Consider the following 23,840-nt stretch of genomic DNA (forward strand, 5'->3'; position numbering starts at 1 on the left):
ACAGGTTGGGCTAAAGTCAACGGCTCATGGTACTACCTAAACGCTAATGGTTCAATGGCAACAGGTTGGCTTAAAGATGGAGGTACTTGGTACTATCTTGAAGCATCAGGTGCTATGAAAGCAAGCCAATGGTTCAAAGTATCAGACGAATGGTACTATGTCAATGGCTCAGGTGCCCTTGCAGTCAACACAACTGTAGATGGCTATAGAGTCAATGCTAATGGTGAATGGGTAAACTAATATTCAATGAAAATCAAAGAGCAAACTAGGAAGCCAGCCGCAGGCTGCTCAAAACACCGTTTTGAGGTTGCAGATAGAACTGACGAAGTCAGTCACATCTATACGGCAAGGTGAAGCTGACGTGGTTTGAAGAGATTTTCGAAGAGTATAAGCCTAATATAACTAGTTAATACTGACTTCCTGTAAGAACTCTTTAAAGTATTCCCTACAAATACCATATCCTTTCAGTAGATAATATACTCTTGTAGGAAGTTTAGATTAAAAAATAACTCTGTAATCTCTAGCTGGATTTATGGCGCTAGAGACTACGGAGTTTTTTTTGATTGGTAAAGAATGGTGGTACTCAAGAGACTCTTAGTTTGCTATTTGATTTGAAAATTACAAATTCTTTCTCTTCTTGGCATTCTTGGTCAGGGAAACCTGGTAAGTATCCTGTTTTTTAGTGAGGTAATTGATGATTTGGAAATCGTTAGTTTGAGCCTTGAAATCAACTTCATAGACAGTGGTGACTTGTTCTCCATCATTGCTAATATCAATCGAGATGAGGTCTAACTCAGTACAGAATTGTGCCAGTCCAGATTGGATAGTTTGGAGTTGCTTTTCTTGGTTGGCGATTGTGATGGTTAATAGTCTGCGGCGTTGGTGATTGCTCTTGCTTTGTTGCTTTTCTAAAAGAAGCCATACTGCTAAGATAAAGACGGTGAAGAGAACAGCTAAGGCTAGGTAGCCTGTCCCTGCTGCCAGCCCGATAATCATGGCAAGGAAGATTGCAATTAGTTCCCGTGAGCCACTGGTGGCTGAACGGAAACGAATGAGGCTAAAGGTTCCTGCAACAGCGATAGAGGTTCCTAAGCTGCCATTTACCAGAAAGATGACCAAGGTCATCAAGCAGGGGAGTAGGGTCAAACTAACCGCAAATTCCCGTGTATAGAGAGTACGGTGTTTGTAAGCCCAGGTCAGCGCCAAACCTAAAATCAGGCTGACCAAGAGAGCCAGAAAGAGCTGGATAGGATTGGCAGTAGCAGTTGTGTCGTTGAAAATAGAATTAAAAAGATTAGACATAAGTAGTACCTACACTTTCTGTGCTTGGTCGTGGGCTATAGTCCAGCCCCTGAGACTTGTGGTAGGCGCAGCTGTATTTTGAAAATTTCTGCTCTACCAGTCCATATTGGTCGAGAATATCTTGTAGCCATTGGGGTTTTCTACCAGGTGCTTTAATTTCCATGATGACAATGTCCTCGTTTAGTAGAGGGAAACCGTCCTTTCCTGAGAATAAACTGACGTTCTCATCACGATAGGTTAGATTTTGGTCAATGGTGATACGAATTTTATTGTAGGGAAATCCGCTAATTTCTTTCTTTTCCTTGAGAGAAAAACGGAGTGGAGATAAAAACTTCTTCTATATTTTTTACCCAACCCACATTTACCTACTCTATATCTTAGCAAGTCTGCTTCATTGATCAATTTTAAATCATCTTGTAACTGGGATGTTTTTGATGCAAGAAGTACTAGTGTAGGAGAGAGTTTTTGTGGATGACTAGATGATGTCAATGATTTTTTCTATTTATTTTCAGTCAAAGATGATACAATAGTAAGGTCGCAAACACTAGACTGCGCAGGCAGGAGGTGATCTTATGTGCGTTTTCATCGAACTTGTCTTGCTACCTATTCTTGCTGGTACACTAGCGAATGTCTTATCGGAGTGGCTTATCCGATTTGTAGCAAGCAAATGCGACAAGAAAAAGAAATAGCCTGAGCGCCTTGAGCAAGCGCAAAAAAACACCACTGGCGGCAACCGGTGGTGTTTTCTTATATGCTTATTTCATCGAACTTTTAAGCAAGTCCATTGTACCATTAAAAAGAGTCTCTGTCAAAAATATTGTTATTGTATTGTTTTTATTCTCAGCCTCCTCCTTGACACTCCGTCAATTTTTGATACAATAGTACAAAATTAGAGGAGGTGGGCTATGATTCAGAAACATGCGATTCCCATTTTAGAGTTTGATGATAATCCCCAGGCGGTTATCATGCCCAATCACGAGGGGCTGGACTTGCACTTGCCCAAGAAATGTGTCTATGCATTTTTAGGTGAAGAGATTGACCGTTATGCGAGGGGAGTAGGAGCGGACTGTGTCGGCGAATTCGTTTCTGCTACCAAAACCTATCCAGTCTATGTCATCAACTACAAGGGTGAGGAAATTTGTCTGGCTCAGGCTCCTGTTGGTTCAGCTCCAGCAGCCCAGTTTATGGATTGGTTGATTGGATATGGTGTGGAGAAGATTATTTCCACAGGTACCTGTGGTGTGCTAGCCGATATAGAGGAAAATGCCTTTCTAGTCCCTGTTCGCGCTCTGCGAGATGAAGGAGCCAGTTACCACTATGTGGCACCTTCTCGTTATATGGAAATGCAGCCAGAGGCTATTGCTGCTATTGAGCAAGTTTTGGAAGCCAGAGAGATTCCTTATGAAGAAGTCATGACCTGGACGACAGACGGTTTTTACCGAGAAACGGCTGAAAAGGTGGCTTATCGTAAGGAAAAAGGCTGTGCTGTTGTAGAGATGGAGTGTGCTGCGCTTGCGGCAGTAGCCCAACTGCGTGGGGTTCTCTGGGGAGAATTGTTGTTCACAGCAGATTCCCTAGCTGACTTGGACCAGTACGATAGTCGTGACTGGGGCTCGGAAGCTTTTGATAAGGCGCTAGAACTCTGCCTTGAAATAGCCTTTCAGATCTAACTCCTCTCCTTCTTTTTATGGTACAATGGATGTATGTTATTTAAATTATCTAAGGAAAAAATAGAGCTAGGCTTATCTCGTTTATCGCCTGCCCGTCGTATTTTTTTGAGTTTCGCCTTGGTCATTTTACTAGGCTCTCTTCTTTTGAGCTTGCCTTTTGTGCAAGTGCCTAGCTCTCGAGCGACTTATTTTGATCATCTCTTTACAACTGTATCCATGGTCTGTGTGACAGGTCTTTTTACCCAGCCTGTCGCTGCCACCTACAATATTTGGGGTCAGCTCATTTGTATGTTCTTGATTCAGATTGGTGGTCTGGGGCTCATGACCTTTATTGGGGTTTTCTATATCCAGAGTAAGCAAAAGCTTAGTCTTCGTAGCCGTGCAACTATTCAAGATAGTTTTAGTTATGGAGAGACTCGATCTTTGAGAAAGTTTGTCTATTCTATTTTTCTCACGACTTTTTTGGTTGAGGGTTTGGGAGCTCTATTTCTCAGTTTTCGTTTTGTTCCTCAACTTGGCTGGGGACGCGGTCTCTTTAGTGCTATTTTTCTAGCTATATCCGCCTTCTGTAATGCAGGTTTTGATAATTTTGGAAGTACGAGCTTGATTGCTTTTCAGACTGATCCCTTGGTCAATCTGGTCATCGCAGGCTTGATTATCACAGGTGGTCTTGGATTTATGGTCTGGTTTGACCTTGCTACGCATATAGGGAAAAAGAAAAAAGGGCGCCTGCATTTTCACACCAAACTGGTTTTATTACTGACGGTGGGGCTCCTAGCTTTTGGGACGGTGAGCAGTCTCGTTCTTGAATGGAACAATGCAGGTACGATTGGCAATCTCCCTGTTGCAGATAAGGTCTTGGTCAGCTTTTTCCAAACTGTCAGCATGAGAACGGCTGGTTTTGGGACAATTGATTACAGCATGGCTCGTCCTGTTACCTTATTGATTTATATCTTGCAGATGTTTCTAGGTGGGGCTCCAGGAGGAACAGCTGGGGGACTCAAGATTACCACATTTTTTGTCCTCTTGGTTTTTGCACGAAGTGAGCTTCTAGGCTTGCCTCATGCCAATGTCGCTCGACGGACGATTGCGCCACGAACCGTTCAAAAATCCTTTAGTGTCTTTATTATCTTTTTGATGACCTTCTTGCTGGGCTTGATTTTAATAGGGATGACAGCCAAGGGAAATCCTCCCTTTATCCACCTCATATTTGAAACCATTTCTGCTCTTGGAACAGTCGGAGTGACGGCAAATTTAACTCCAGATTTAGGGAAATTAGCTCTAAGTGTGATTATGGTTCTCATGTTTATCGGACGAATTGGTCCCTTGACTCTGCTGGTCAGCCTAGCAGATTACCATCCAGAAAAGAAAGATATGATTCACTATATGAAAGCAGATATTAGTATTGGTTAAGAAAGGAAAGAGCATGTCAGATCGTACGATTGGAATTTTAGGCTTGGGAATTTTTGGAAGTAGTGTCCTAGCTGCCCTAGCCAAGCAGGATATGAATATTATCGCTATTGATGACCACGCAGAGCGCATCAATCAGTTTGAGCCAGTTTTGGCGCGTGGAGTGATTGGTGACATCACAGATGAAGAATTATTGAGATCAGCAGGGATTGATACCTGCGATACCGTTGTAGTCGCGACAGGTGAAAATCTGGAGTCGAGTGTGCTTGCGGTTATGCACTGTAAGAGTTTGGGGGTACCGACTGTTATTGCTAAGGTCAAAAGTCAGACTGCTAAGAAAGTGCTGGAAAAGATTGGAGCTGACTCGGTTATCTCGCCAGAGTATGAAATGGGGCAGTCCCTAGCACAGACCATTCTTTTCCATAATAGTGTTGATGTCTTTCAGTTGGATAAAAATGTCTCTATTGTGGAGATGAAAATTCCTCAGTCTTGGGCAGGTCAAAGTCTGAGTAAATTAGACCTTCGTGGCAAATACAATCTGAATATTTTGGGCTTCCGAGAGCAGGAAAATTCCCCATTGGATGTTGAATTTGGACCAGATGACCTTTTGAAGGCAGATACCTATATTTTGGCGGTCATCAACAACCAGTATTTGGATACCCTAGCAGCATTGAATTCGTAAAAGAGGAAGCTCTCCTCTTTTTTGATGCCCAAGATAGCAAAGAGAGACAGAAGCCTTGTATTCTAGTAAAAGTTCTTCAAAGGCTGAACTTTATGGTAAAATAGAAAGAAGTGACAAGAGAGAGTAATACTCAATGAAAATCAAAGATCAAACTAGGAAACTAGCCGCAGGTTGCTCAAAACAGTGTTTTGAGGTTGCAGATAGGGTTGACGCGGTTTGAAGAGATTTTCATTGAGTATAAGAAAAAATCAGTCCCCTAAAGGAGTAGATTATGAAGTTATTGTCTATCGCCATTCCTAGCTATAATGCCGCTGCCTATCTTCATTACTGTGTGGAGTCGCTAGTGATTGGTGGTGAGCAAGTTGAGATTTTGATTATCAATGATGGGTCTCAGGACCAGACTCAGGAAATCGCTGAGCGTTTAGCCAGCAAGTATCCTAACATCGTTAGAGCCATTTATCAGGAAAATAAAGGCCATGGGGGTGCCGTCAATCGTGGCTTGGCAGAGGCTTCTGGGCTCTATTTTAAAGTGGTTGATAGTGATGACTGGGTGGATCCTCGTGCTTATCTGAAAATTCTTGAAACCTTGCAGGAACTAGAGAGTGAAGGTCAAGAGGTGGATGCCTTTGTGACTAATTTTGTCTATGAAAAGGAAGGTCAGTCTCGTAAGAAGAGTATGAGTTATGAGTCAGTCTTGCCTGTCCAACAGATTTTTGGCTGGGACCAGGTCGGAAATTTCTCAAAAGGTCAGTATATCATGATGCACTCGCTGATTTACCGGACAGATTTGTTGCGAGCGAGTCAGTTCCAACTGCCTGAGCATACTTTTTATGTCGATAATCTCTTTGTCTTTACCCCCCTTCAGCAGGTCAAGACCATGTACTATCTGCCTGTCGATTTCTATCGTTATTTGATTGGGCGTGAGGACCAGTCTGTCAATGAGCAAGTGATGATTAAGCGCATTGACCAGCAACTGAAAGTCAATCGACTCTTGGTAGACCAGCTTGATTTATCTAAAGTAAGCCACCCCAAAATGCGAGAATATCTGTTGAATCACATTGAAATCACGACGGTTATTTCCAGTGCCTTGCTCAACCGAGCAGGAACAGCGGAGCATTTGGCAAAAAAACGGGAGCTGTGGACCTATATTCAGCAGGAAAATCCAGAGGTCTTTCAGGCTATTCGCAAAACCATGCTCAGCCGTTTGACCAAACATTCGGTCTTGCCAGCCCGCAAACTGTCCAATGTTGTCTATCAAATCACCAAATCTGTTTATGGATTTAATTGATATAAGTATTTTATAAGAGGGATTTAAGAAAAATTTTAACTTTTTCTTAGTCCTTTTTAATTTTAGGAGATTATACTAGAGTCATCAAATAAAGAAAAACTCTAAGGAGAATCCTATGAAATTCAATCCAAATCAAAGATATACTCGTTGGTCTATTCGCCGTCTTAGTGTCGGTGTTGCCTCAGTTGTTGTGGCTAGTGGCTTCTTTGTCCTAGTTGGTCAGCCAAGTTCTGTACGTGCCGATGGGCTCAATCCGACCCCTGCTCAAGTCTTACCCGAAGGGGAATCGGTAACGAAAGAGGGTGACTTAGCAGAAACTCAGGGAGACACCGTTCTTGCTGAAGCGAAACCTGAGGTCGTTGCTGGAAATACGAATTCACTTCCGACACCTACAGAAGGAACTGAAGTGAGCGAGGAAACAAGCCCTTCTCGTCTGGATACACTTTTTGAAAAAGGTGAAGAAGAACAAGAAAATCCAGAGCTAACAGATGTCTTAAAAGAAGCTGTAGATACAGCTGATGTGGCAGGGACACAAGCAACTCCAGCAGATATTGAAAAAGCTGTCGATGAGGATGTTAAAGACAGTATCGATGTCCCAGCTGGCTACCTAGAACAAGCCAAAGTTCCCGGTCCTTTCTTGGCTGGTGTAAACAAACTACTTAAATATGAACTTTTCGCAGGCGATGGTATGTTGACTCGTCTCTTGCTCAAAGCATCTGACAAGGCTCCATGGTCAGATAACGGTGTCGCTCAAAACGAGAAAATTCCACCAGTGAAAAATTTACCTGATGACAAGTATTACTATCAAGTATCTTTGAATGGTAACACCACAGGTAAGCAGGGTCAGGATTTATTAGATACACTTCGTACTAATGGTACAAATACCTATGAAGCTACCCTGACTGTCTATGAAGCAGCCGGAGATAAACCTGATTTGACTAAGGTTGTCAAGGAACGTAAAGTCAATATTACCTTGAACGGTCTTGTAACAAGAAGCGATGTTAACTCTGCAGTTGAAAACAACGTTAAAGACAGTATCGATGTTCCAGCAGCTTATCTTGAAAAAGCTGAAGGAAAAGGTCCTTTCACTGCCGGTGTAAACCAAGTAATTCCTTATGAACTATTCGCAGGTGATGGTATGTTGACTCGTCTCTTGCTCAAAGCTTCTGATAAGGCTCCATGGTCTGATAATGGTGTAGCTAAAAATCCTGCTTTATCTCCATTAGGAGAAAATGTGAAAACAAAAGGTCAATACTTCTATGAAGTAGACTTAAATGGCAATACTGTTGGTAAACAAGGTCAAGATTTAATTGATCAGCTTCGTGCTAATGGTACTCAAACTTATAAAGCTACTGTTAAAGTTTACGGAAATAAAGACGGTAAAGCTGACTTGACTAATCTAGTTGCTACTAAAAATGTAGACATCAACATCAATGGATTAGTTGCTAAAGAAACTGTCGAAAAAGCTGTTAAAGATAACGTTAAAGACAGTATTGATGTTCCTGCTGCTTATCTTGAAAAAGCTGAAGGAAAAGGTCCTTTCACTGCCGGTGTAAACCAAGTAATTCCATATGAACTCTTCGCAGGTGATGGCATGTTGACTCGTCTCTTGCTCAAAGCATCTGACAAGGCTCCATGGTCAGATAACGGCGACGCTAAAAACCCAGCCCTATCTCCACTCGGTGAAAACGTGAAGACCAAAGGTCAATACTTCTACCAAGTATCCTTGGATGGAAACGTAGCTGGTAAAGAAAAACAAGAACTCATTGACCAGTTCCGAGCAAACGGTACTCAAACTTACAGCGCTACAGTCAATGTCTATGGCAACAAAGATGGTAAAGCAGATTTGACAAATATCGTAGCAACTAAAAAAGTCACTATTAAGATAAATGTTAAAGAAACATCAGACACAGCAAATGGTTCATTCTCACCTTCTAACTCTGGTTCTGGCGTGACTCCGATGAATCACAGTCATGCTACAGGTGCGACTCATCAAACAGCTGCTGACCATAAGGACATGATGGCACCAGCCAAAGAGACTGATAAAGCAATGCCAGCAAATGACCAAATGGAAAAATCAGGTATGAAGACTGAGACTCCAGCTCCAGGTACTACAGATAGCATGCCTGCTGACACCATGACAAGCTCTACCAATACGATGGCAGGTGAAAACATGGCTGCTTCTGCCAATAAGATGGCTGATACGATGATGTCAGACAAGATGATGTCAGATGATAAAGCTATGCTACCAAATACTGGTGAAGCTCAAACATCAATGGCAAGTATTGGTTTCCTTGGGCTTGCACTCGCAGGTTTACTCGGTGGTCTAGGTTTGAAAAACAAAAAAGAAGAAAACTAATCAGCTAAGGAAATAAATGATGGATAGTGGGCTGACTAAGGCTAGTTTACCAACTCAATCAGCAATCAGGACTTTCTTTCAATAGCAGATTAAAATCATCGTAAAACAATAAAAATAGTGTTATACTTAAAGCAGTATAGCACTGTTTTTATCAAAGGAGAGACAGATGGGAAAGACAATTTTACTCGTTGACGACGAGGTAGAAATCACAGATATTCATCAGAGATACTTAATTCAGGCAGGTTATCAGGTCTTGGTAGCCCATGATGGACTGGAAGCGCTAGAGCTGTTCAAGAAAAAACCGATTGATTTGATTATCACAGATGTCATGATGCCTCGGATGGATGGTTATGATTTAATCGGTGAGGTTCAATACTTATCACCAGAGCAGCCTTTCCTATTTATTACTGCTAAGACCAGTGAACAGGACAAGATTTACGGTCTGAGCTTGGGAGCAGATGATTTTATTGCTAAGCCCTTTAGCCCTCGTGAGCTAGTTTTGCGGGTCCACAATATTTTGCGCCGCCTTCATCGTGGGGGCGAAACAGAGCTGATTTCCCTTGGCAATCTGAAAATGAATCATAGTAGTCATGAAGTTCAAATAGGAGAAGAAATGCTGGATTTGACTGTTAAATCATTTGAATTGCTGTGGATTTTAGCTAGCAATCCAGAGCGAGTTTTCTCCAAGACAGACCTCTATGAAAAGGTCTGGCAAGAAGACTATGTGGATGACACCAACACCTTGAATGTGCATATTCATGCTCTTCGACAGGAGTTGGCAAAATATAGTAGTGACCAAACGCCCACTATTAAGACAGTTTGGGGGTTGGGATATAAGATAGAGAAACCGAGAGGACAAACATGAAACTAAAAAGTTATATTTTGGTTGGATATATTATTTCAACCCTCTTAACCATTTTGGTTGTTTTTTGGGCTGTTCAAAAAATGCTGATTGAGAAAAGCGAGATTTACTTTTTGCTTGGAATGACCATCGTTGCCAGCCTTGTTGGTGCTGGGATTAGTCTCTTTCTCCTATCGCCGGTCTTTACGTCGTTGGGCAAACTCAAGGAGCATGCCAAGCGGGTAGCGGACAAGGATTTTCCTTCAAATTTGGAGGTTCAAGGACCTTTAGAATTTCAACAATTAGGGCAAGCTTTTAATGAAATGTCCCATGATTTGCAGGCCAGCTTTGATTCCTTGGAAGAAAGCGAACGAGAAAAGGGCTTGATGATTGCTCAACTTTCGCATGATATCAAGACCCCCATCACTTCAATCCAAGCGACGGTAGAAGGGATTTTGGACGGGGTTATCAAGGAAGGAGAACAAGCCCATTATCTAGCAACCATTGGGCGCCAGACGGAAAGGCTCAATAAACTGGTTGAGGAGTTGAATTTTTTGACCCTAAACACAGCTAGAAATCAGGCAGAGACAACTAGTAAAGACAGCATTTTTCTGGACCAGCTCTTGATTGAGTGTATGAGTGAATTTCAATTCTTGATTGAGCAGGAGGAACGAGACGTCCATTTACAGGTAATCCCAGAGTCTGCCCGGATTGAGGGAGATTATGCCAAACTTTCTCGTATATTGGTGAATCTGGTCAATAACGCTTTTAAATACTCTGCTCCAGGAACCAAGCTGGAAGTGGTGGCTAAGCTGGAGAAGCACCAGCTTTCAATCAGTGTGACCGATGAGGGGCAGGGGATTGCCCCAGAGGATTTGGAGAATATTTTCAAACGCCTTTATCGTGTAGAGACTTCGCGTAACATGAAGACAGGTGGTCATGGCTTGGGTCTTGCGATTGCGCGTGAATTGGCCCACCAATTGGGTGGGGAAATCATAGTTACCAGCCAGTACGGTCTAGGAAGTACCTTTACCCTCCTTCTCAACCTCTCTGGCAGTGAAAATAAAGCCTAAACCCCCTTTACAAATCCAGCCATTCATGGTAAAATGAATTTTGTGTGAAATATCAGCAGGAAAGCATGAAGCTCGTCAACAGGTGTCTTATGATAAGTAACCTTGGCTGTTTAGGCGAAGGGCATCTGCACGAATCAGGGCTTTCTAAGTGACTATTTCCACCGAAATATTATTTATATCAGGAGGACATTCATATGTCACGTTATACAGGACCATCTTGGAAACAAGCTCGTCGCCTTGGACTTTCACTTACAGGTACAGGTAAAGAATTGGCACGTCGTAACTACGTACCAGGACAACACGGACCAAACAACCGTTCTAAATTGTCAGAATACGGTTTGCAATTGGCTGAAAAACAAAAACTTCGTTTCACTTACGGTGTAGGTGAAAAACAATTCCGTAACTTGTTCGTACAAGCTACAAAAATCAAAGGCGGAATCCTAGGTTTCAACTTCATGCTTCTTTTGGAACGTCGTTTGGATAACGTTGTTTATCGTCTTGGTCTTGCGACTACTCGTCGTCAAGCTCGTCAATTCGTAAACCACGGTCACATCCTTGTTGACGGAAAACGCGTTGATATCCCATCATACCGCGTAACTCCAGGTCAAGTGATCTCAGTTCGTGAAAAATCATTGAAAGTTCCAGCTATCCTTGAAGCAGTAGAAGCTACTCTTGGACGTCCAGCATTCGTATCATTCGACGCTGAAAAATTGGAAGGTTCATTGACTCGCTTGCCAGAACGCGACGAAATCAACCCAGAAATCAACGAAGCCCTTGTCGTTGAATTCTACAACAAAATGTTGTAATATTTTATTGAATCAGATAGGCTTTAGAGCCTTGATATTAAGCACTTTGGGGCGTTTTCCCTTAGTGCTTTTTGATTTCTCTTAGTATCCAGCTATAATCGTCTATACGTAACTAGACCTATATAGTTCAAAGTGATATAATAGTATAAAGGAGGTGCTACCATGAATGTTTTAGAAAAAAACACACAGGTAAACTTTAAGACTAACAGAGACTTGTTAGAGAAGGCTAAAGCGATTATCACAGCGCAAAATCTTGATATGACAGCCAGCTTTAACTTGTTTTTAGAACGCATTGTAGAACATAAATCCTTGCCATTTGAAACCCAAGTAGACAAAGAAAGAGAAGAACTTCTATCAAGGTTGCGTGCTGAAATTGCCCGTAGCTTTGACGATTTAGAACATGGAAGAACTTACAGTCTTGATGAAGTGAGGGCTAACCTTGGAATTTAACGAGAAGGCATATAGCATCATTATCTCCGAAACGGTACAAGAACAGCTAAGAGGTATTAAAGATTATATCTCAGCTAACTACTTTTCAGAACAGGCAGGAGCAAACACAGTTAAGAATGTTCTTTATGGTTTGGAGCGTCTTGAAGTCTTCCCAGAAGCAGGATTTGATGTTGACGAAAGAGTAGGAGGGATTATATACCCATCCCACAAAACTCGATGCATCATTTTAGGAGATTACCTAGCATTCTATCATATTTTAGAGTATAGAAAAGCTGTCTTTGTATCAGATATTATTCATAGCAAACAGGACTACATCCGCTTGATCAAGAAAAAATAGCGCCTTAGGAAGGCGTTTTTGTTTGGGAATTACGTGATATTGATGATATAATATTTTGGCCCCCTCACTTTAAGGAAGGGAGGTGTTACATATGTTAGAAACTTTACTCACAGTGTTTCTAGCTCCGTTACTTATTAACGTGTTATCTGAGCTTTTCAAGTTATGGCTTAAGAAACGTAAGAAGTAATGGTTAACCCTTTTAGAGGGTAGCAAAAAACCCCATCGGTGGCACGGTGGGGCTTTTTTAGTTACATATGCTGTAACTTTACTCACATTGTAAGTTCATTCTAACATATAACACCCAATATTTCAAGCTTTTATTGCTTATACGCGATGTTGATGATATAATGTTTTGGCCCCCTCACTTTAAGGAAGGGAGGTGTTATATATGCTAGAATTATTTTCCCTTTTTCTAGCTCCGTTACTTGTTAACGTACTATCTGAGCTTTTCAAGCTATGGATAAAGAGACGTAGCAAGTAACATCTAACCCTTTTAGAGGGTAGCAAAGAACCCCATCGGTGGCACGGTGGGGCTTTTTAGTTATATATGCTAGAAGCATTATTTTCCCTTTATGCTTTCATTCTAACACACTACCCCCAATATTTCAAGCATTTGTTTTGATATTTCTTCAGAGGTCATTCCGCAATCTTATAACACTGGAGCCTGTGGTTTGAGTCCGCTTCACTGAAATTAGGACACGTGCTTCTAGCCTCCATTCTACAGCAAAGAAATCAACTCTTTTCTAGGGGATTTCCGCCCTCATTTTTATCTTTTGTGCTAAAATAGACTTATAAATTGAAAATAAGGAATGTTTATGAAATCGGGTAATGGTTTTTGGAAAGGCTGTCTCTATTTTTGGGGCTTCTTGTTCTTATTGGGCCTTTTGGTTCAATATGCTCTTCCGCTTGCGGCTTGTGTACTGCTAGGCTATGGTGGTTATCGCCTCTATAAACGTTGGCGCTATCCTCTTTTGCAGGATCGTTCGCTCGATGATCGGATTGAGCTTTTAAAAGCTCGGATTCGTCAAGCAGACAAGGATATTCAGCAATTGGAGGGAACTTTAGTAGAAAAAGGTTCGGAGTCCTATAAGAGTCTGGCCAATCAAGTATTGATCGAACTGAGGGAAATCCATCAGGAGGCGGATCGTCTCAAGTCCTATATCGATGATGATGTTTACAACCGTATTGACAAAAAGGTTCGTACAGTGCGGGCAAATATCGATGTTCAGCTAGAACGTTTGGATAGAGAAAGTCAGGTAAATCTTGAAAATGCGGAGCCAGAGGAACTAGCTCCAGAATTATCCCAGACCTTGGCCAATATTGCTATTGACCATCAGGCCATTTTAGACAAGATTGCCACCTCTGCCGAGGGGGATAAGGAAGAATTGACGGCCATTCATAGTTTGAAGATGGAGAAATTCAAAACGATTTTAGAAGGCTATTTAAAGATTAAGGCCAATCCGAAGAACTATAATCGAGCAGAAGAACGTTTGCAACAAGCTAAAGCAGCTATCGAACAATTTGACCTTGAGCTTGACCAAGTTTTGAGAGAACTCAATGAAACAGATATGCGTGATTTTGATATCAGTCTGCGTATCCTAGAAAAAGATCGTAAAGAATAGGTTAGAAACAAAGGAGTAACCATGACAGAATTTAATTTTGATATTGACCAGATTGCCAATAATACGGTAGCTAAGGTGGATAAAACAACCCAAATCATCGAGACAAATACTGGCTCAGACAAGACCTTGACCTTCCTTGAAAAGTTGAGCCCTGAGCAGCAAGAAGGTATCAAGGCGCACGTGCCCCAGTTAGTAGACCAGTTTGTCACCAATCAAAATGCTCTCTTAGATTTTGGACAATCTGCTGTAGAAGGTGTGAACAATACAGTCAATCGTATCTTGTCAGAACAAAAGAAACTGCAGATTCCCCAAGTGGATGATCTACTCAAGAATACCAACCGTGAGTTGCAAGGTTTTGTAGTCAAATACAAGAACGCTGAAATTGCTGAGTTAGAAGAAAAACCAAACTTTTTGCAACGCTTGTTTAACAAGAGCAAGAATACGCTCCAGGAATTTTACTTTGACTCAAAAACAGTAGAGCAAAAGCTCGATGGCATGGCTGCCGCAGTGGTCAAGCAAGAAGATGTGCTAGCTCGAAATATCGTCTCTGCTGAGATGTTGATTGAGGACAATACCAAATCCATTGAAAATCTAGTGGGAGTGATTTCCTTTATCGAAGCTAGCCAGACAGAAGCTGGTAATCGCGCTGCCGAACTGAAGGCTCAAGCTGACCAACTTGATACAAGTACGGTAGAATACCAAACCAAGTCACAAGAATTGGCCCGCATGGCTGAAGTGGTCAATACCCTTGAACAACAACATACTGAGTATGTCAGCCGTCTCTATGTTGCCTGGGCAACAACACCTCAGATGCGTAATCTTGTGAAGGTGTCATCTGATATGCGCCAAAAATTGGGCATGCTTCGTCGTAATACGATTCCAACAATGAAGCTTTCTATTGCCCAACTTGGTATTTTGCAACAATCCATGAAATCAGGTGTCGTGGCAGATGCCATTGTCAATGCCAACAATGCTGCCCTTCAGATGCTAGCTGAGACCAGCAAGGAAGTGATTCCACAGATGGAACGAATTGCTCAAAGTCCGACAGTCGCTGTTGAGTCTGTTACCAAACTGGCTGAAAGTCTGGTCGCTCAAAACCAAGGTATCGTTGCAGCAATTGAATTGGGACGCCAGAAACGTGCCCAACTAGAAACAACCATCGTCAAGTCCGCAGAAATGATCAACGATTCTGTCAAACTACGTGATGAGAAAATCGTCCAAGCCCTTCTGGATCAAGGAAAGGCTGCTCAGAAAGAAGTACAAGAATAATACACAAGTCCCTTGTAAGTATAGCTTGCAGGGGATTTTGAATTCTTCCTATATATTATAGCCTCTAATTTAATTCACAAAAAATATAGTCAAAAATGTAGTCATTAGATTGATTTTTATTGTAATGTACTAAAATTAACCAAAAGAAAAAACGCTGATCAGCGTTTTTCTTCTGTATTGATTCGTATTGAATGCTTATTTAACCTCTGTAAACACAACGTGTTTGCGAAGTTTTGGTGAGTATTTCTTCAATTGAAGACGGTCTGGAGTGTTACGTTTGTTTTTAGAAGTAAGGTACAAGCGTTCACCAGATTCTTTGTGTTCAAGTGTAATATTTACGCGCATGGTATCTCCCTTCTATTATTCAGCTGATGCAGCTTTAGCGATTTTACGTCCTTTGTAGTATCCTTTAAGTGATACACGGTGAGAACGTGAGTAATCTCCAGTAGTTTCGTCAAAGTTTACAGATGGAGCTGTTACTTTGTAGTGTGTACGACGTTTGTTTTTCTTCGCTTTTGAAGTGCGACGTGCAGGTACTGCCATTTTGATTTCTCCTTTAGGTATTTATATTCGATTCAATCTACTGATTTTCATCAACCATACTAGGATAACACATTTTTTTTGTAAAGTAAAGTTACTTGACAAAAAAAGATGAAAAAATTCTCCTGTCAGACCTAGCAGACAGGAGAAGGTGTTAAATATCAATCTCAAATGGTTCGTCAATGGTTTCTGATACGTATTTTCCGTCTTTCTTCCGTTGTTTGACACATTCTGTGAGGAGATATTCGATTTGCCCATTGACTGAACGAAAGTCGTCTTCTGCCCATGATGCGAGTGCAGCGTATAACTTTGTTGAGAGTCGAAGGGGGATCTGCTTTTTTTTTTAGCTTCAGCCATCTTTAGTAAAGACTTCCTGTGTTGACAATTGGTTGTGCATCATGATTGCCGCAGAGAATGACTAGGAGATTTGAAACCATGGCAGCTTTTCGTTCTTCGTCAAGCTCTACCAATTCCCCTTCATTGAGCCGTTCTAGTGTCATTTCAACAATTCCTATTAATTGATATCTAAATGATATCGCTTTAATTTATAAATTCAAGAAAAAGTAGAAAAATAATTACTAAAAACTTTCAGCCCAATAATTTCTTTTAAAAGGTGAGATTATATTGTGCTCAAATACTCTTTTATTCTTATAACTTTTACACTATAATTGTAGTTAGAAAGGAAGAGAAATGTTTGATTATAGAGCACTAGTTATTTTGATGACTTTGATGGATCATTGTGAGCTATCATTATATGAGTTATCTGTTAAGGTGAGCTTACCTATAAAGGAAGTCAAAGAAGGAATAGATTATTTAGTGCCTTATCTAGCTAATAAAGGGATAGTGCTGGATAAAAAGCAAGGTCGCTATAGTTTATCAAATCGTACGAAGCAGTCTTTGACAGATATTATTAAGTCGGATGAATTGGTTTTACCAAAGTCGACTCGCTTAGCTTTAATCTATCTTTACACTTTTTGCCGATTAGATTTTATATCAAATAATCATTACCAAGACTTTTTGAAAGTAAGTAAGAATACAACCTTATCTGATATTCAATCATTAAGAAAGATTATGTTAGATAATGATTTGGAGCTAGGGTACAGTAGAGCAAAAGGTTATACTTTACACGGTTCAGAGTGGAATAAGCACCGTTTAGCTTTTCAAATGGTTAGTGAGTTGCTGGAATCCTCCATAGGAATTTGGGGTTTGGATTATGTTTTATCCAGTTGGGGGTATTCATTAACTTATGATTTGATAAATCAGGTAGTTAAAGATTATTATGAGAAGCTACAGCTAGTACCTATTGTAAATCAATTAAAAGTTTGCCTTTTCGGTTTAGTATTCATTCTGTGTAGGTATCAAAGGGATGTTGAAAGAGTATGTCTTTCAGAGACATTAGTATCTCCTGTTATTCAAGATATAACCACTATTTTATTGGATACAGTGGTTGATTTGGGGATTATAGATACGGTGTTTTCTGAGGATGATTATCGCTATATCACAGTTTTATTATCAAGTTGCTTTGAAGGTGAAGTAGATGTTGCTCCGGTTTACTTTAATCAACTAACAGAGGCTATTATAAGTAGAATGGAAGATATTTCTTTGTTACATTTTAAACAAAGGGAAGGATTGAGAGAAAATCTTCGCCGCCACCTTATACCGGCTTACTATAGATTAAAGTTCGGCCTACCTAGTTCAAATGAATATGTATTGCATGTTAAAGAACATTATCCTGATTTATTTGAACTAGTAAAAGATTCTTTGACTCCCTTGATGGACGCTATTGACAAACCCATACCTGATAGTGAAACAGCATATTTTGTTATCCATTTCGGAGGTTATTTAAAGAAAGCAGATACTTTGCCTCAAAAATGGTATAAAGCAGCAATCATTTGTCCTAATGGTGTTAGTTCTTCATTGATGTTAAAAGAAAATCTATTAGCATTATTTCCTCAAATTGAGTTTATAGGAACCTCAAAGATTGATGATTTACAGGTGAAAGCTAGTAGTGACTATGATATGGTTTTTTCTACCATAAAGGTGGAGACAGAAAAGCCAAATTATCTAGTTTCGGTTATGATGACTGAAGAGCAAGCAATACAACTAGTAGAACTAGTGTTAAAAGATTTTCCGAATTTAGAGTATGGGGATTTTGAGATTGAACAAATCCTGAATATTGTCAAAAGATATGGAATTATTACACAAGAATTGGAATTAAGATTGGCGTTAAAGAATTATCTTTATCAAAAAAATGATAGAAAGGAAATTGTACCAGTGCTAGAACAACTTATTACCAAAGAAACCTATCAGGTTAGTTCGCAAAAATTAGGATGGAAGGAGGCGATTCGTTTAGCAGCTAAACCGCTTTTGGATCAAGATAAGATAACGGAGAACTACCCTGAGGCAATGATTCAAAAAGTAGAAGAGTTTGGGCCTTTTATTAATTTAGGGAAGGGAGTAGCAATTCCTCACGCTCGGCCAGATGAAGGTGTGAATGAAATAGGAATGTCAATGTTAGTTTTGGAAGAACCGATTTATTTATTGGATAATCCAGAACAAGAGGTAAGATTGTTGATTTGTATTGCAGCCATTGATAATGAGAGTCATTTAAAGGCTTTGTCACATTTAACAACAATTTTAAGAGATAAAAATCATGTTCAAACTTTAATATCATCAAAAAACTATGATGACATTGAAATGATAATTAAACAGGAGGATTAAATAATGTTAAAAATTGGTACAGCTTGTGGTTCAGGATTAGGTTCAAGTTTTATGGTACAGATGAATATTGAATCTGTATTGAGTGATTTGAATGTTTCAGATGTAGAAGTTGAACACTATGATTTAGGTGGAGCAGATCCAAATGCAGCTGATATTTGGATTGTTGGTCGTGATCTAGCTGATTCAGCTAGTCATCTTGGAGATGTTCGTATCTTAAATAGTATTATTGATATGGATGAACTACGAGAATTAATTACGAAACTTTGTGAAGAAAAAGGACTTATATAGGAGGCTAGCGTCATGATGAAGTTCATATTGGATATTGTTAGTACACCAGCTATTTTAGTAGCTTTAATTGCAATCTTAGGATTAGTTCTTCAGAAGAAGAAATTACCTGATATTATTAAAGGTGGAATTAAGACCTTTGTTGGTTTCTTAGTTGTATCTGGTGGTGCAGGAATTGTACAAAATTCTTTAAATCCATTTGGTACCATGTTTGAGCATGCTTTTCATTTATCTGGCGTTGTGCCGAATAATGAAGCAATTGTAGCTGTAGCTTTAACAACATATGGCTCAGCTACTGCAATGATTATGTTTGCAGGTATGGTATTCAATATCTTAATTGCTCGTTTTACTCGATTCAAATATATCTTTTTAACAGGGCACCACACTCTATATATGGCGTGTATGATTGCAGTCATTTTATCAGTTGCTGGCTTTACAAGTTTGCCTCTTATCTTACTAGGAGGATTAGCACTCGGTATTATTATGAGTATTTCCCCAGCATTTGTGCAAAAATATATGGTTCAATTAACTGGAAATGACAAGGTGGCTTTAGGTCATTTCAGTTCTTTGGGATATTGGTTGAGTGGTTTTACTGGTAGCCTTATCGGTGACAAATCAAAATCAACAGAGGACATTAAATTCCCAAAGAGTTTAGCTTTTTTACGTGATAGTACTGTTAGTATTACTTTATCTATGGCAGTTATTTACATTATTGTAGCTATCTTTGCAGGGTCAGAATATATAGAAAAAGAAATCAGTAATGGTACAAGTGGTCTAGTTTATGCTTTACAATTAGCAGGTCAATTTGCAGCAGGTGTATTTGTTATTTTGGCAGGTGTTCGCCTTATTTTGGGTGAAATTGTTCCAGCCTTTAAAGGTATTTCAGAGCGTCTTGTACCTAATTCAAAACCTGCTTTGGATTGTCCGATTGTTTATACTTATGCACCCAATGCAGTTCTAATTGGATTTATCTCTAGTTTTGTTGGTGGTTTAGTAAGTATGGCAATTATGATTGCTTCAGGAACGGTTGTTATCTTACCAGGTGTTGTGCCTCATTTCTTCTGTGGAGCGACTGCAGGTGTCATTGGGAATGCATCTGGTGGTGTTCGTGGAGCCACTATTGGAGCATTTTTACAAGGTATTTTAATCAGTTTTCTTCCAGTCTTTTTAATGCCAGTTTTGGGAGGACTTGGTTTCCAAGGATCAACTTTCTCAGATGCAGATTTTGGTCTATCAGGAATTATTTTAGGAATGTTAAATCAATTTGGCTCACAAGCAGGCATTGTGATTGGTCTTGTTCTTATTTTAGCAGTTATGTTTGGAGTATCCTTTATTAAAAAGCCATCTGTAAAGGAGGAATAAGGGATGATTTTAAGTAAAAATAGAGAATATGAGTTAAGAAAATTTGCAACAAAAATCCGATTAAATACTCTTGAAACCTTGAATCATCTTGGATTCGGACATTACGGAGGAAGTCTGTCTATCGTAGAAGTTCTAGCAGTGCTTTATGGTGAAATAATGCCAATGACTCCAGAAATATTTGCATCACGAGATAGAGATTATTTCATATTATCAAAAGGTCACGGAGGACCAGCTCTATACAGTACACTCTATTTGAATGGTTTCTTTGACAAAGAATTCTTATATTCTTTAAATGCAAATGGAACCAAATTACCGTCTCATCCTGATAGAAATCTAACGCCGGGCATAGATATGACAACTGGCTCTTTAGGACAGGGAATTAGTGTTGCAACCGGACTTGCATATGGTCAGAGAATAAGAAAAAGTCCCTTTTATACCTATGCTATTGTTGGAGATGGTGAGTTAAATGAGGGACAATGTTGGGAGGCTATACAGTTTGCTTCTCATCAACAGTTATCCAACTTAATTGTATTTGTAGACGATAACAAAAAACAATTAGATGGTTTTACAAAGGATATTTGTAATCCAGGTGATTTCGTAGAAAAATTTTCAGCATTTGGATTTGAATCCATTAGGGTCAATGGTTCAGATATTAGAGAAATTTATGAAGGGATTGTCCAATTAAAACAGTCAAATAATTCATCTCCTAAGTGTATTGTATTAGACACTATTAAAGGTCAAGGAGTTAGAGAGCTGGAAGAAATGAAATCCAATCATCATCTTCGCCCTACTGTAGAGGAGAGACAAATGTTAACTTCAGTTGTAGAAAGATTAAGTCAGGAATTGGAGGAAACAGAATGATGAGAAGTACGAAGGAATTACGGCATGTATATAGAGACTTCCTTTTAGAGGCTAACCAAAGTTATTCTGATATAGTAGTTTTAGAAGCAGATTTGTCAAGTTCGATGGCTACTAATAATCTTGAAAAGGACTTTGGAGATCGTTATGTGAATGTTGGGATCATGGAAGCAGAGATGGTCGGACTTGCAGCAGGTTTATCTATTCAGGGTTTTAGACCTTATCTTCATACATTTGGCCCTTTTGCTTCACGAAGAGTATTTGATCAATTATTTATTTCTCTTGGATACGCACAATTGGATGCCACTGTGATTGGATCAGATGCAGGAGTAACTGCAGAAATGAATGGTGGGACACATATGCCATTTGAAGAAATTGGATTGTTACGTTTAATTCCTAAATCGATCATTTTTGAAGCAACTGATGATATCCAATTTCGTGAAATCTTGAACCAGACATTAGACTTAAAAGGACTAAAATATATTCGAACAATTCGAAAAGCTCCAGAGGCTGTATATCAAGGTGGAGAAGATTTTTCTAAAGGCTACGTTGAGTTAAGACATGGTGAAGATGTTGTAATCGTTGCTTCTGGCATAATGGTTGCTCCAAGTATTCGAGTTGCAGATGAACTATCTAAATTAGGTTATTCAGTAGGTGTGATAGATTTATTTAGAATCAAACCGATACCAGAACAGATAAAAACAATGTTAAGTGGAAAAACTATATTTACTGTAGAAAACCACAATCAGATAGGTGGAATTGGCAGTGCTTTATGTGAATTATTCTCTGATGATGGAATAACAAAAATTCATCGGATGGGTGTTCAAGAAAGATTCGGTCAAGTAGGGAAAATGGATTATCTTCTTAATGAGTATGGTTTGAGTGAATCGAATATAAAAGAGAAAGTTCTAGAGTTTTATAATGCAAGATAGATGTTAAATACACTTATCTGAAAGAACTTCTGTAAAAATTACATTACGTTATTTAAAGCAAGCGGATTAAAAGCATATTCTGGTAATCAGAAAGTGCCCTGATCCGCTTTGTTGTTTTTAATTTAAAATGTTTATATGTATATAGAATTTTCTGAAAATTCAAGAATTTTCTTCTGTTCATTGCTTTTAAAATGTGCTATAATAGTAAGAACTGAAATGGGAGGGAACAAATGACTGAATTAGATACACGTCACCGCAGTAGCATTTATGACAGTATGGTAAAATCACCAAACCGTGCCATGCTTCGTGCGACTGGTATGACAGATAAGGACTTTGAAACACCGATTGTGGGAGTGATTTCGACTTGGGCGGAAAATACACCATGTAACATTCACTTGCATGATTTTGGGAAATTGGCTAAAGAAGGTGTCAAATCTGCAGGTGCTTGGCCTGTGCAGTTTGGAACTATTACTGTAGCGGATGGGATTGCCATGGGAACGCCTGGTATGCGTTTTTCTTTGACATCTCGTGATATCATTGCAGACTCAATCGAGGCGGCTATGGGTGGGCACAACGTGGATGCCTTCGTCGCTATCGGTGGCTGTGACAAGAACATGCCTGGATCTATGATTGCCATTGCTAATATGGATATCCCAGCTATTTTCGCTTATGGTGGAACTATTGCACCGGGAAATCTTGATGGCAAAGACATCGACTTGGTTTCTGTTTTTGAGGGGATCGGAAAATGGAACCACGGTGATATGACAGCTGAGGACGTGAAACGTCTTGAATGTAATGCCTGCCCTGGGCCTGGTGGCTGTGGTGGTATGTATACTGCTAATACCATGGCGACTGCTATTGAAGTTTTAGGTATGAGTTTGCCAGGGTCATCCTCTCACCCAGCTGAATCAGCTGACAAGAAAGAAGATATCGAAGCAGCAGGACGTGCTGTTGTTAAGATGTTGGAACTTGGTCTCAAACCATCAGATATCTTGACTCGTGAAGCCTTTGAAGATGCCATCACTGTAACTATGGCTCTCGGTGGTTCTACCAATGCTACTCTTCACTTGCTTGCCATTGCCCATGCTGCCAATGTTGATTTGTCACTTGAGGACTTTAATACGATTCAAGAGCGTGTGCCTCACTTGGCCGACTTGAAACCATCTGGCCAGTATGTCTTCCAAGACCTCTACGAAGTCGGTGGTGTGCCTGCGGTTATGAAGTACTTGCTGGCGAATGGTTTCCTTCATGGAGACCGCATCACATGTACTGGTAAGACTGTCGCTGAAAACTTGGCTGACTTTGCAGACCTCACACCAGGTCAAAAAGTTATCATGCCACTTGAAAATCCAAAACGTGCGGACGGTCCGCTTATCATCTTGAACGGGAACCTTGCTCCTGATGGTGCGGTTGCTAAAGTATCAGGTGTGAAAGTGCGTCGTCACGTTGGTCCAGCTAAGGTCTTTGATTCAGAAGAAGATGCGATTCAGGCTGTTCTGACAGATGAAATCGTTGATGGCGATGTAGTCGTTGTCCGTTTCGTTGGACCTAAAGGTGGTCCTGGTATGCCTGAGATGCTGTCACTTTCATCAATGATCGTTGGTAAAGGTCAAGGAGACAAGGTTGCCCTCTTGACAGACGGACGTTTCTCTGGTGGTACTTATGGTCTGGTTGTTGGACATATCGCTCCTGAAGCTCAGGATGGTGGACCGATTGCCTACCTCCGTACAGGTGATATCGTTACGGTTGACCAAGATACCAAAGAAATTTCCATGGCCGTATCCGAAGAAGAACTTGAAAAACGCAAGGCAGAAACAACCTTACCACCACTTTATAGTCGTGGTGTCCTCGGTAAATATGCCCACATCGTATCATCTGCTTCACGCGGAGCCGTGACAGACTTCTGGAATATGGACAAGTCAGGTAAAAAATAAACTCATACTCTTTGAAAATCTCTTCAAACCACGTCAACGTCGCCTTGCCGTAGGTATGGTTACTGACTTCGTNNCCTGCGGCTAGTTTCCTAGTTTGTT

General features: G+C 40.2%; 23 protein-coding genes and 2 pseudogenes. 19 read left to right on the forward strand and 6 right to left on the reverse strand.

The window, feature by feature from the left end; translation table 11 throughout:
- Window positions 1-240, forward strand: a pseudogene (locus HT725_RS09200) (choline-binding protein); the annotation flags it as partial.
- A 378-nt stretch (window positions 241-618) separates the two neighbouring features.
- Here HT725_RS09200 and HT725_RS09205 read toward each other — a convergent pair.
- Both HT725_RS09205 and HT725_RS09210 read right to left on the reverse strand, forming a co-directional pair.
- Complete coding sequence (locus HT725_RS09205; RefSeq protein WP_173219955.1) at window positions 619-1,302, reverse strand: DUF4956 domain-containing protein; 684 nt, start codon at window positions 1,300-1,302, stop codon at window positions 619-621.
- Window positions 1,295-1,618 (reverse strand): annotated as a pseudogene (locus HT725_RS09210) (VTC domain-containing protein); the annotation flags it as partial. The gene HT725_RS09205 and the pseudogene HT725_RS09210, both read right to left, overlap by 8 nt.
- Before the next feature lie 589 nt (window positions 1,619-2,207).
- On the opposite strand from HT725_RS09210, the gene HT725_RS09220 reads away from it, so the two are divergent.
- The 12 genes from HT725_RS09220 to HT725_RS09275 all read left to right on the forward strand — a co-directional run bounded on the left by HT725_RS09220 (window position 2,208) and on the right by HT725_RS09275 (window position 15,109).
- Window positions 2,208-2,972, forward strand: coding sequence for a nucleoside phosphorylase (locus HT725_RS09220; RefSeq protein WP_173253465.1), 765 nt, complete (start codon window positions 2,208-2,210; stop codon window positions 2,970-2,972).
- Window positions 2,973-3,005: 33 nt separating this feature from the next.
- Complete coding sequence (locus tag HT725_RS09225) at window positions 3,006-4,385, forward strand: potassium transporter TrkG (RefSeq protein ID WP_173253466.1); 1,380 nt, start codon at window positions 3,006-3,008, stop codon at window positions 4,383-4,385.
- A 13-nt stretch (window positions 4,386-4,398) separates the two neighbouring features.
- The gene (locus HT725_RS09230) at window positions 4,399-5,064 is read left to right on the forward strand and encodes a TrkA family potassium uptake protein (RefSeq protein WP_050082205.1); all 666 of its coding nucleotides are present in this window, start codon (window positions 4,399-4,401) and stop codon (window positions 5,062-5,064) included.
- A gap of 271 nt (window positions 5,065-5,335) precedes the next feature.
- Entirely contained in the window at window positions 5,336-6,352 is a 1,017-nt protein-coding gene (locus HT725_RS09235) for a glycosyltransferase family 2 protein (protein WP_173253467.1), read from the forward strand.
- A 115-nt stretch (window positions 6,353-6,467) separates the two neighbouring features.
- The gene (locus HT725_RS09240; protein WP_173253468.1) at window positions 6,468-8,711 is read left to right on the forward strand and encodes a PavB family fibronectin-binding SSURE repeat adhesin; all 2,244 of its coding nucleotides are present in this window, start codon (window positions 6,468-6,470) and stop codon (window positions 8,709-8,711) included.
- A gap of 166 nt (window positions 8,712-8,877) precedes the next feature.
- Window positions 8,878-9,576 (forward strand): response regulator transcription factor, encoded by a 699-nt coding sequence (locus HT725_RS09245; RefSeq protein ID WP_000520637.1) that lies wholly within the window; start codon window positions 8,878-8,880, stop codon window positions 9,574-9,576.
- Window positions 9,573-10,625, forward strand: coding sequence for a HAMP domain-containing sensor histidine kinase (locus tag HT725_RS09250; protein WP_173253469.1), 1,053 nt, complete (start codon window positions 9,573-9,575; stop codon window positions 10,623-10,625). Before HT725_RS09245 ends, HT725_RS09250 begins: the two co-directional genes overlap by 4 nt.
- Before the next feature lie 194 nt (window positions 10,626-10,819).
- Entirely contained in the window at window positions 10,820-11,431 is a 612-nt protein-coding gene (rpsD, locus tag HT725_RS09255) for a 30S ribosomal protein S4 (protein WP_000092756.1), read from the forward strand.
- Between the two features lie 162 nt (window positions 11,432-11,593).
- A complete protein-coding gene (locus HT725_RS09260) occupies window positions 11,594-11,881 on the forward strand; it encodes a type II toxin-antitoxin system RelB/DinJ family antitoxin (protein ID WP_112444862.1) in 288 nt (95 codons plus the stop codon).
- Window positions 11,871-12,218: a type II toxin-antitoxin system RelE/ParE family toxin gene (locus HT725_RS09265; RefSeq protein WP_112444860.1), complete on the forward strand. Its 348-nt coding sequence runs from the start codon at window positions 11,871-11,873 to the stop codon at window positions 12,216-12,218. Before HT725_RS09260 ends, HT725_RS09265 begins: the two co-directional genes overlap by 11 nt.
- Before the next feature lie 815 nt (window positions 12,219-13,033).
- A complete protein-coding gene (locus HT725_RS09270) occupies window positions 13,034-13,840 on the forward strand; it encodes a hypothetical protein (RefSeq protein ID WP_173253470.1) in 807 nt (268 codons plus the stop codon).
- 21 nt (window positions 13,841-13,861) lie between these two features.
- Window positions 13,862-15,109, forward strand: a complete 1,248-nt coding sequence (locus HT725_RS09275) for a toxic anion resistance protein (RefSeq protein WP_033685330.1) — start codon at window positions 13,862-13,864, stop codon at window positions 15,107-15,109.
- Window positions 15,110-15,304: 195 nt separating this feature from the next.
- Here the strand turns inward: HT725_RS09275 and rpmG are convergent, their stop codons facing one another.
- The 4 genes from rpmG to HT725_RS09295 all read right to left on the reverse strand — a co-directional run bounded on the left by rpmG (window position 15,305) and on the right by HT725_RS09295 (window position 16,149).
- Window positions 15,305-15,454 (reverse strand): 50S ribosomal protein L33, encoded by a 150-nt coding sequence (gene rpmG, locus HT725_RS09280; protein WP_001265622.1) that lies wholly within the window; start codon window positions 15,452-15,454, stop codon window positions 15,305-15,307.
- Between the two features lie 15 nt (window positions 15,455-15,469).
- The gene (gene rpmF / locus HT725_RS09285; protein WP_000290417.1) at window positions 15,470-15,652 is read right to left on the reverse strand and encodes a 50S ribosomal protein L32; all 183 of its coding nucleotides are present in this window, start codon (window positions 15,650-15,652) and stop codon (window positions 15,470-15,472) included.
- A gap of 151 nt (window positions 15,653-15,803) precedes the next feature.
- Window positions 15,804-15,980 carry a PTS ascorbate transporter subunit IIC gene (locus tag HT725_RS09290; RefSeq protein ID WP_033608448.1) on the reverse strand — a complete coding sequence of 59 codons (177 nt, stop codon included), beginning with the start codon at window positions 15,978-15,980 and terminating at the stop codon, window positions 15,804-15,806.
- Window positions 15,981-16,008: 28 nt separating this feature from the next.
- Entirely contained in the window at window positions 16,009-16,149 is a 141-nt protein-coding gene (locus HT725_RS09295; protein ID WP_191995623.1) for a hypothetical protein, read from the reverse strand.
- A 190-nt stretch (window positions 16,150-16,339) separates the two neighbouring features.
- Between HT725_RS09295 and HT725_RS09300 the strand changes: the two genes are divergently transcribed.
- From HT725_RS09300 to ilvD, 6 genes are all read left to right on the forward strand, one after another.
- Complete coding sequence (locus HT725_RS09300; RefSeq protein ID WP_173253471.1) at window positions 16,340-18,370, forward strand: BglG family transcription antiterminator; 2,031 nt, start codon at window positions 16,340-16,342, stop codon at window positions 18,368-18,370.
- 3 nt (window positions 18,371-18,373) lie between these two features.
- Entirely contained in the window at window positions 18,374-18,658 is a 285-nt protein-coding gene (locus HT725_RS09305) for a PTS sugar transporter subunit IIB (protein WP_000912476.1), read from the forward strand.
- A gap of 12 nt (window positions 18,659-18,670) precedes the next feature.
- Window positions 18,671-20,017: a PTS ascorbate transporter subunit IIC gene (locus HT725_RS09310; protein ID WP_173253472.1), complete on the forward strand. Its 1,347-nt coding sequence runs from the start codon at window positions 18,671-18,673 to the stop codon at window positions 20,015-20,017.
- A gap of 3 nt (window positions 20,018-20,020) precedes the next feature.
- On the forward strand, window positions 20,021-20,878 hold the full coding sequence (locus HT725_RS09315; protein WP_173219984.1) for a transketolase: 858 nt from the start codon (window positions 20,021-20,023) through the stop codon (window positions 20,876-20,878).
- A complete protein-coding gene (locus HT725_RS09320) occupies window positions 20,875-21,807 on the forward strand; it encodes a transketolase family protein (RefSeq protein ID WP_173219987.1) in 933 nt (310 codons plus the stop codon). Before HT725_RS09315 ends, HT725_RS09320 begins: the two co-directional genes overlap by 4 nt.
- Before the next feature lie 230 nt (window positions 21,808-22,037).
- Complete coding sequence (ilvD, locus tag HT725_RS09325) at window positions 22,038-23,741, forward strand: dihydroxy-acid dehydratase (RefSeq protein ID WP_049534874.1); 1,704 nt, start codon at window positions 22,038-22,040, stop codon at window positions 23,739-23,741.
- The last annotated feature ends 99 nt before the right edge of the window (window positions 23,742-23,840 follow it).

The sequence above is a fragment of the Streptococcus sp. 2579 genome, assembly GCF_013277195.1.
Lineage (GTDB): Bacteria > Bacillota > Bacilli > Lactobacillales > Streptococcaceae > Streptococcus.

Bases quoted from the DNA above. Each gene is read 5' to 3' on its own strand.
- rpmF (WP_000290417.1), bottom strand. From the start codon at position 15,652: ATGGCAGTACCTGCACGTCGCACTTCAAAAGCGAAGAAAAACAAACGT.
- HT725_RS09220 (WP_173253465.1), top strand. From the start codon at position 2,208: ATGATTCAGAAACATGCGATTCCCATTTTAGAGTTTGATGATAATCCC.
- ilvD (WP_049534874.1), top strand. From the start codon at position 22,038: ATGACTGAATTAGATACACGTCACCGCAGTAGCATTTATGACAGTATG.
- HT725_RS09245 (WP_000520637.1), top strand. From the start codon at position 8,878: ATGGGAAAGACAATTTTACTCGTTGACGACGAGGTAGAAATCACAGAT.
- HT725_RS09295 (WP_191995623.1), bottom strand. From the start codon at position 16,149: ATGACACTAGAACGGCTCAATGAAGGGGAATTGGTAGAGCTTGACGAA.
- HT725_RS09230 (WP_050082205.1), top strand. From the start codon at position 4,399: ATGTCAGATCGTACGATTGGAATTTTAGGCTTGGGAATTTTTGGAAGT.
- HT725_RS09240 (WP_173253468.1), top strand. From the start codon at position 6,468: ATGAAATTCAATCCAAATCAAAGATATACTCGTTGGTCTATTCGCCGT.
- HT725_RS09250 (WP_173253469.1), top strand. From the start codon at position 9,573: ATGAAACTAAAAAGTTATATTTTGGTTGGATATATTATTTCAACCCTC.
- HT725_RS09310 (WP_173253472.1), top strand. From the start codon at position 18,671: ATGATGAAGTTCATATTGGATATTGTTAGTACACCAGCTATTTTAGTA.
- HT725_RS09305 (WP_000912476.1), top strand. From the start codon at position 18,374: ATGTTAAAAATTGGTACAGCTTGTGGTTCAGGATTAGGTTCAAGTTTT.
- HT725_RS09300 (WP_173253471.1), top strand. From the start codon at position 16,340: ATGTTTGATTATAGAGCACTAGTTATTTTGATGACTTTGATGGATCAT.
- rpsD (WP_000092756.1), top strand. From the start codon at position 10,820: ATGTCACGTTATACAGGACCATCTTGGAAACAAGCTCGTCGCCTTGGA.
- HT725_RS09260 (WP_112444862.1), top strand. From the start codon at position 11,594: ATGAATGTTTTAGAAAAAAACACACAGGTAAACTTTAAGACTAACAGA.
- HT725_RS09235 (WP_173253467.1), top strand. From the start codon at position 5,336: ATGAAGTTATTGTCTATCGCCATTCCTAGCTATAATGCCGCTGCCTAT.
- HT725_RS09205 (WP_173219955.1), bottom strand. From the start codon at position 1,302: ATGTCTAATCTTTTTAATTCTATTTTCAACGACACAACTGCTACTGCC.
- HT725_RS09315 (WP_173219984.1), top strand. From the start codon at position 20,021: ATGATTTTAAGTAAAAATAGAGAATATGAGTTAAGAAAATTTGCAACA.
- rpmG (WP_001265622.1), bottom strand. From the start codon at position 15,454: ATGCGCGTAAATATTACACTTGAACACAAAGAATCTGGTGAACGCTTG.
- HT725_RS09320 (WP_173219987.1), top strand. From the start codon at position 20,875: ATGATGAGAAGTACGAAGGAATTACGGCATGTATATAGAGACTTCCTT.
- HT725_RS09275 (WP_033685330.1), top strand. From the start codon at position 13,862: ATGACAGAATTTAATTTTGATATTGACCAGATTGCCAATAATACGGTA.
- HT725_RS09270 (WP_173253470.1), top strand. From the start codon at position 13,034: ATGAAATCGGGTAATGGTTTTTGGAAAGGCTGTCTCTATTTTTGGGGC.
- HT725_RS09225 (WP_173253466.1), top strand. From the start codon at position 3,006: ATGTTATTTAAATTATCTAAGGAAAAAATAGAGCTAGGCTTATCTCGT.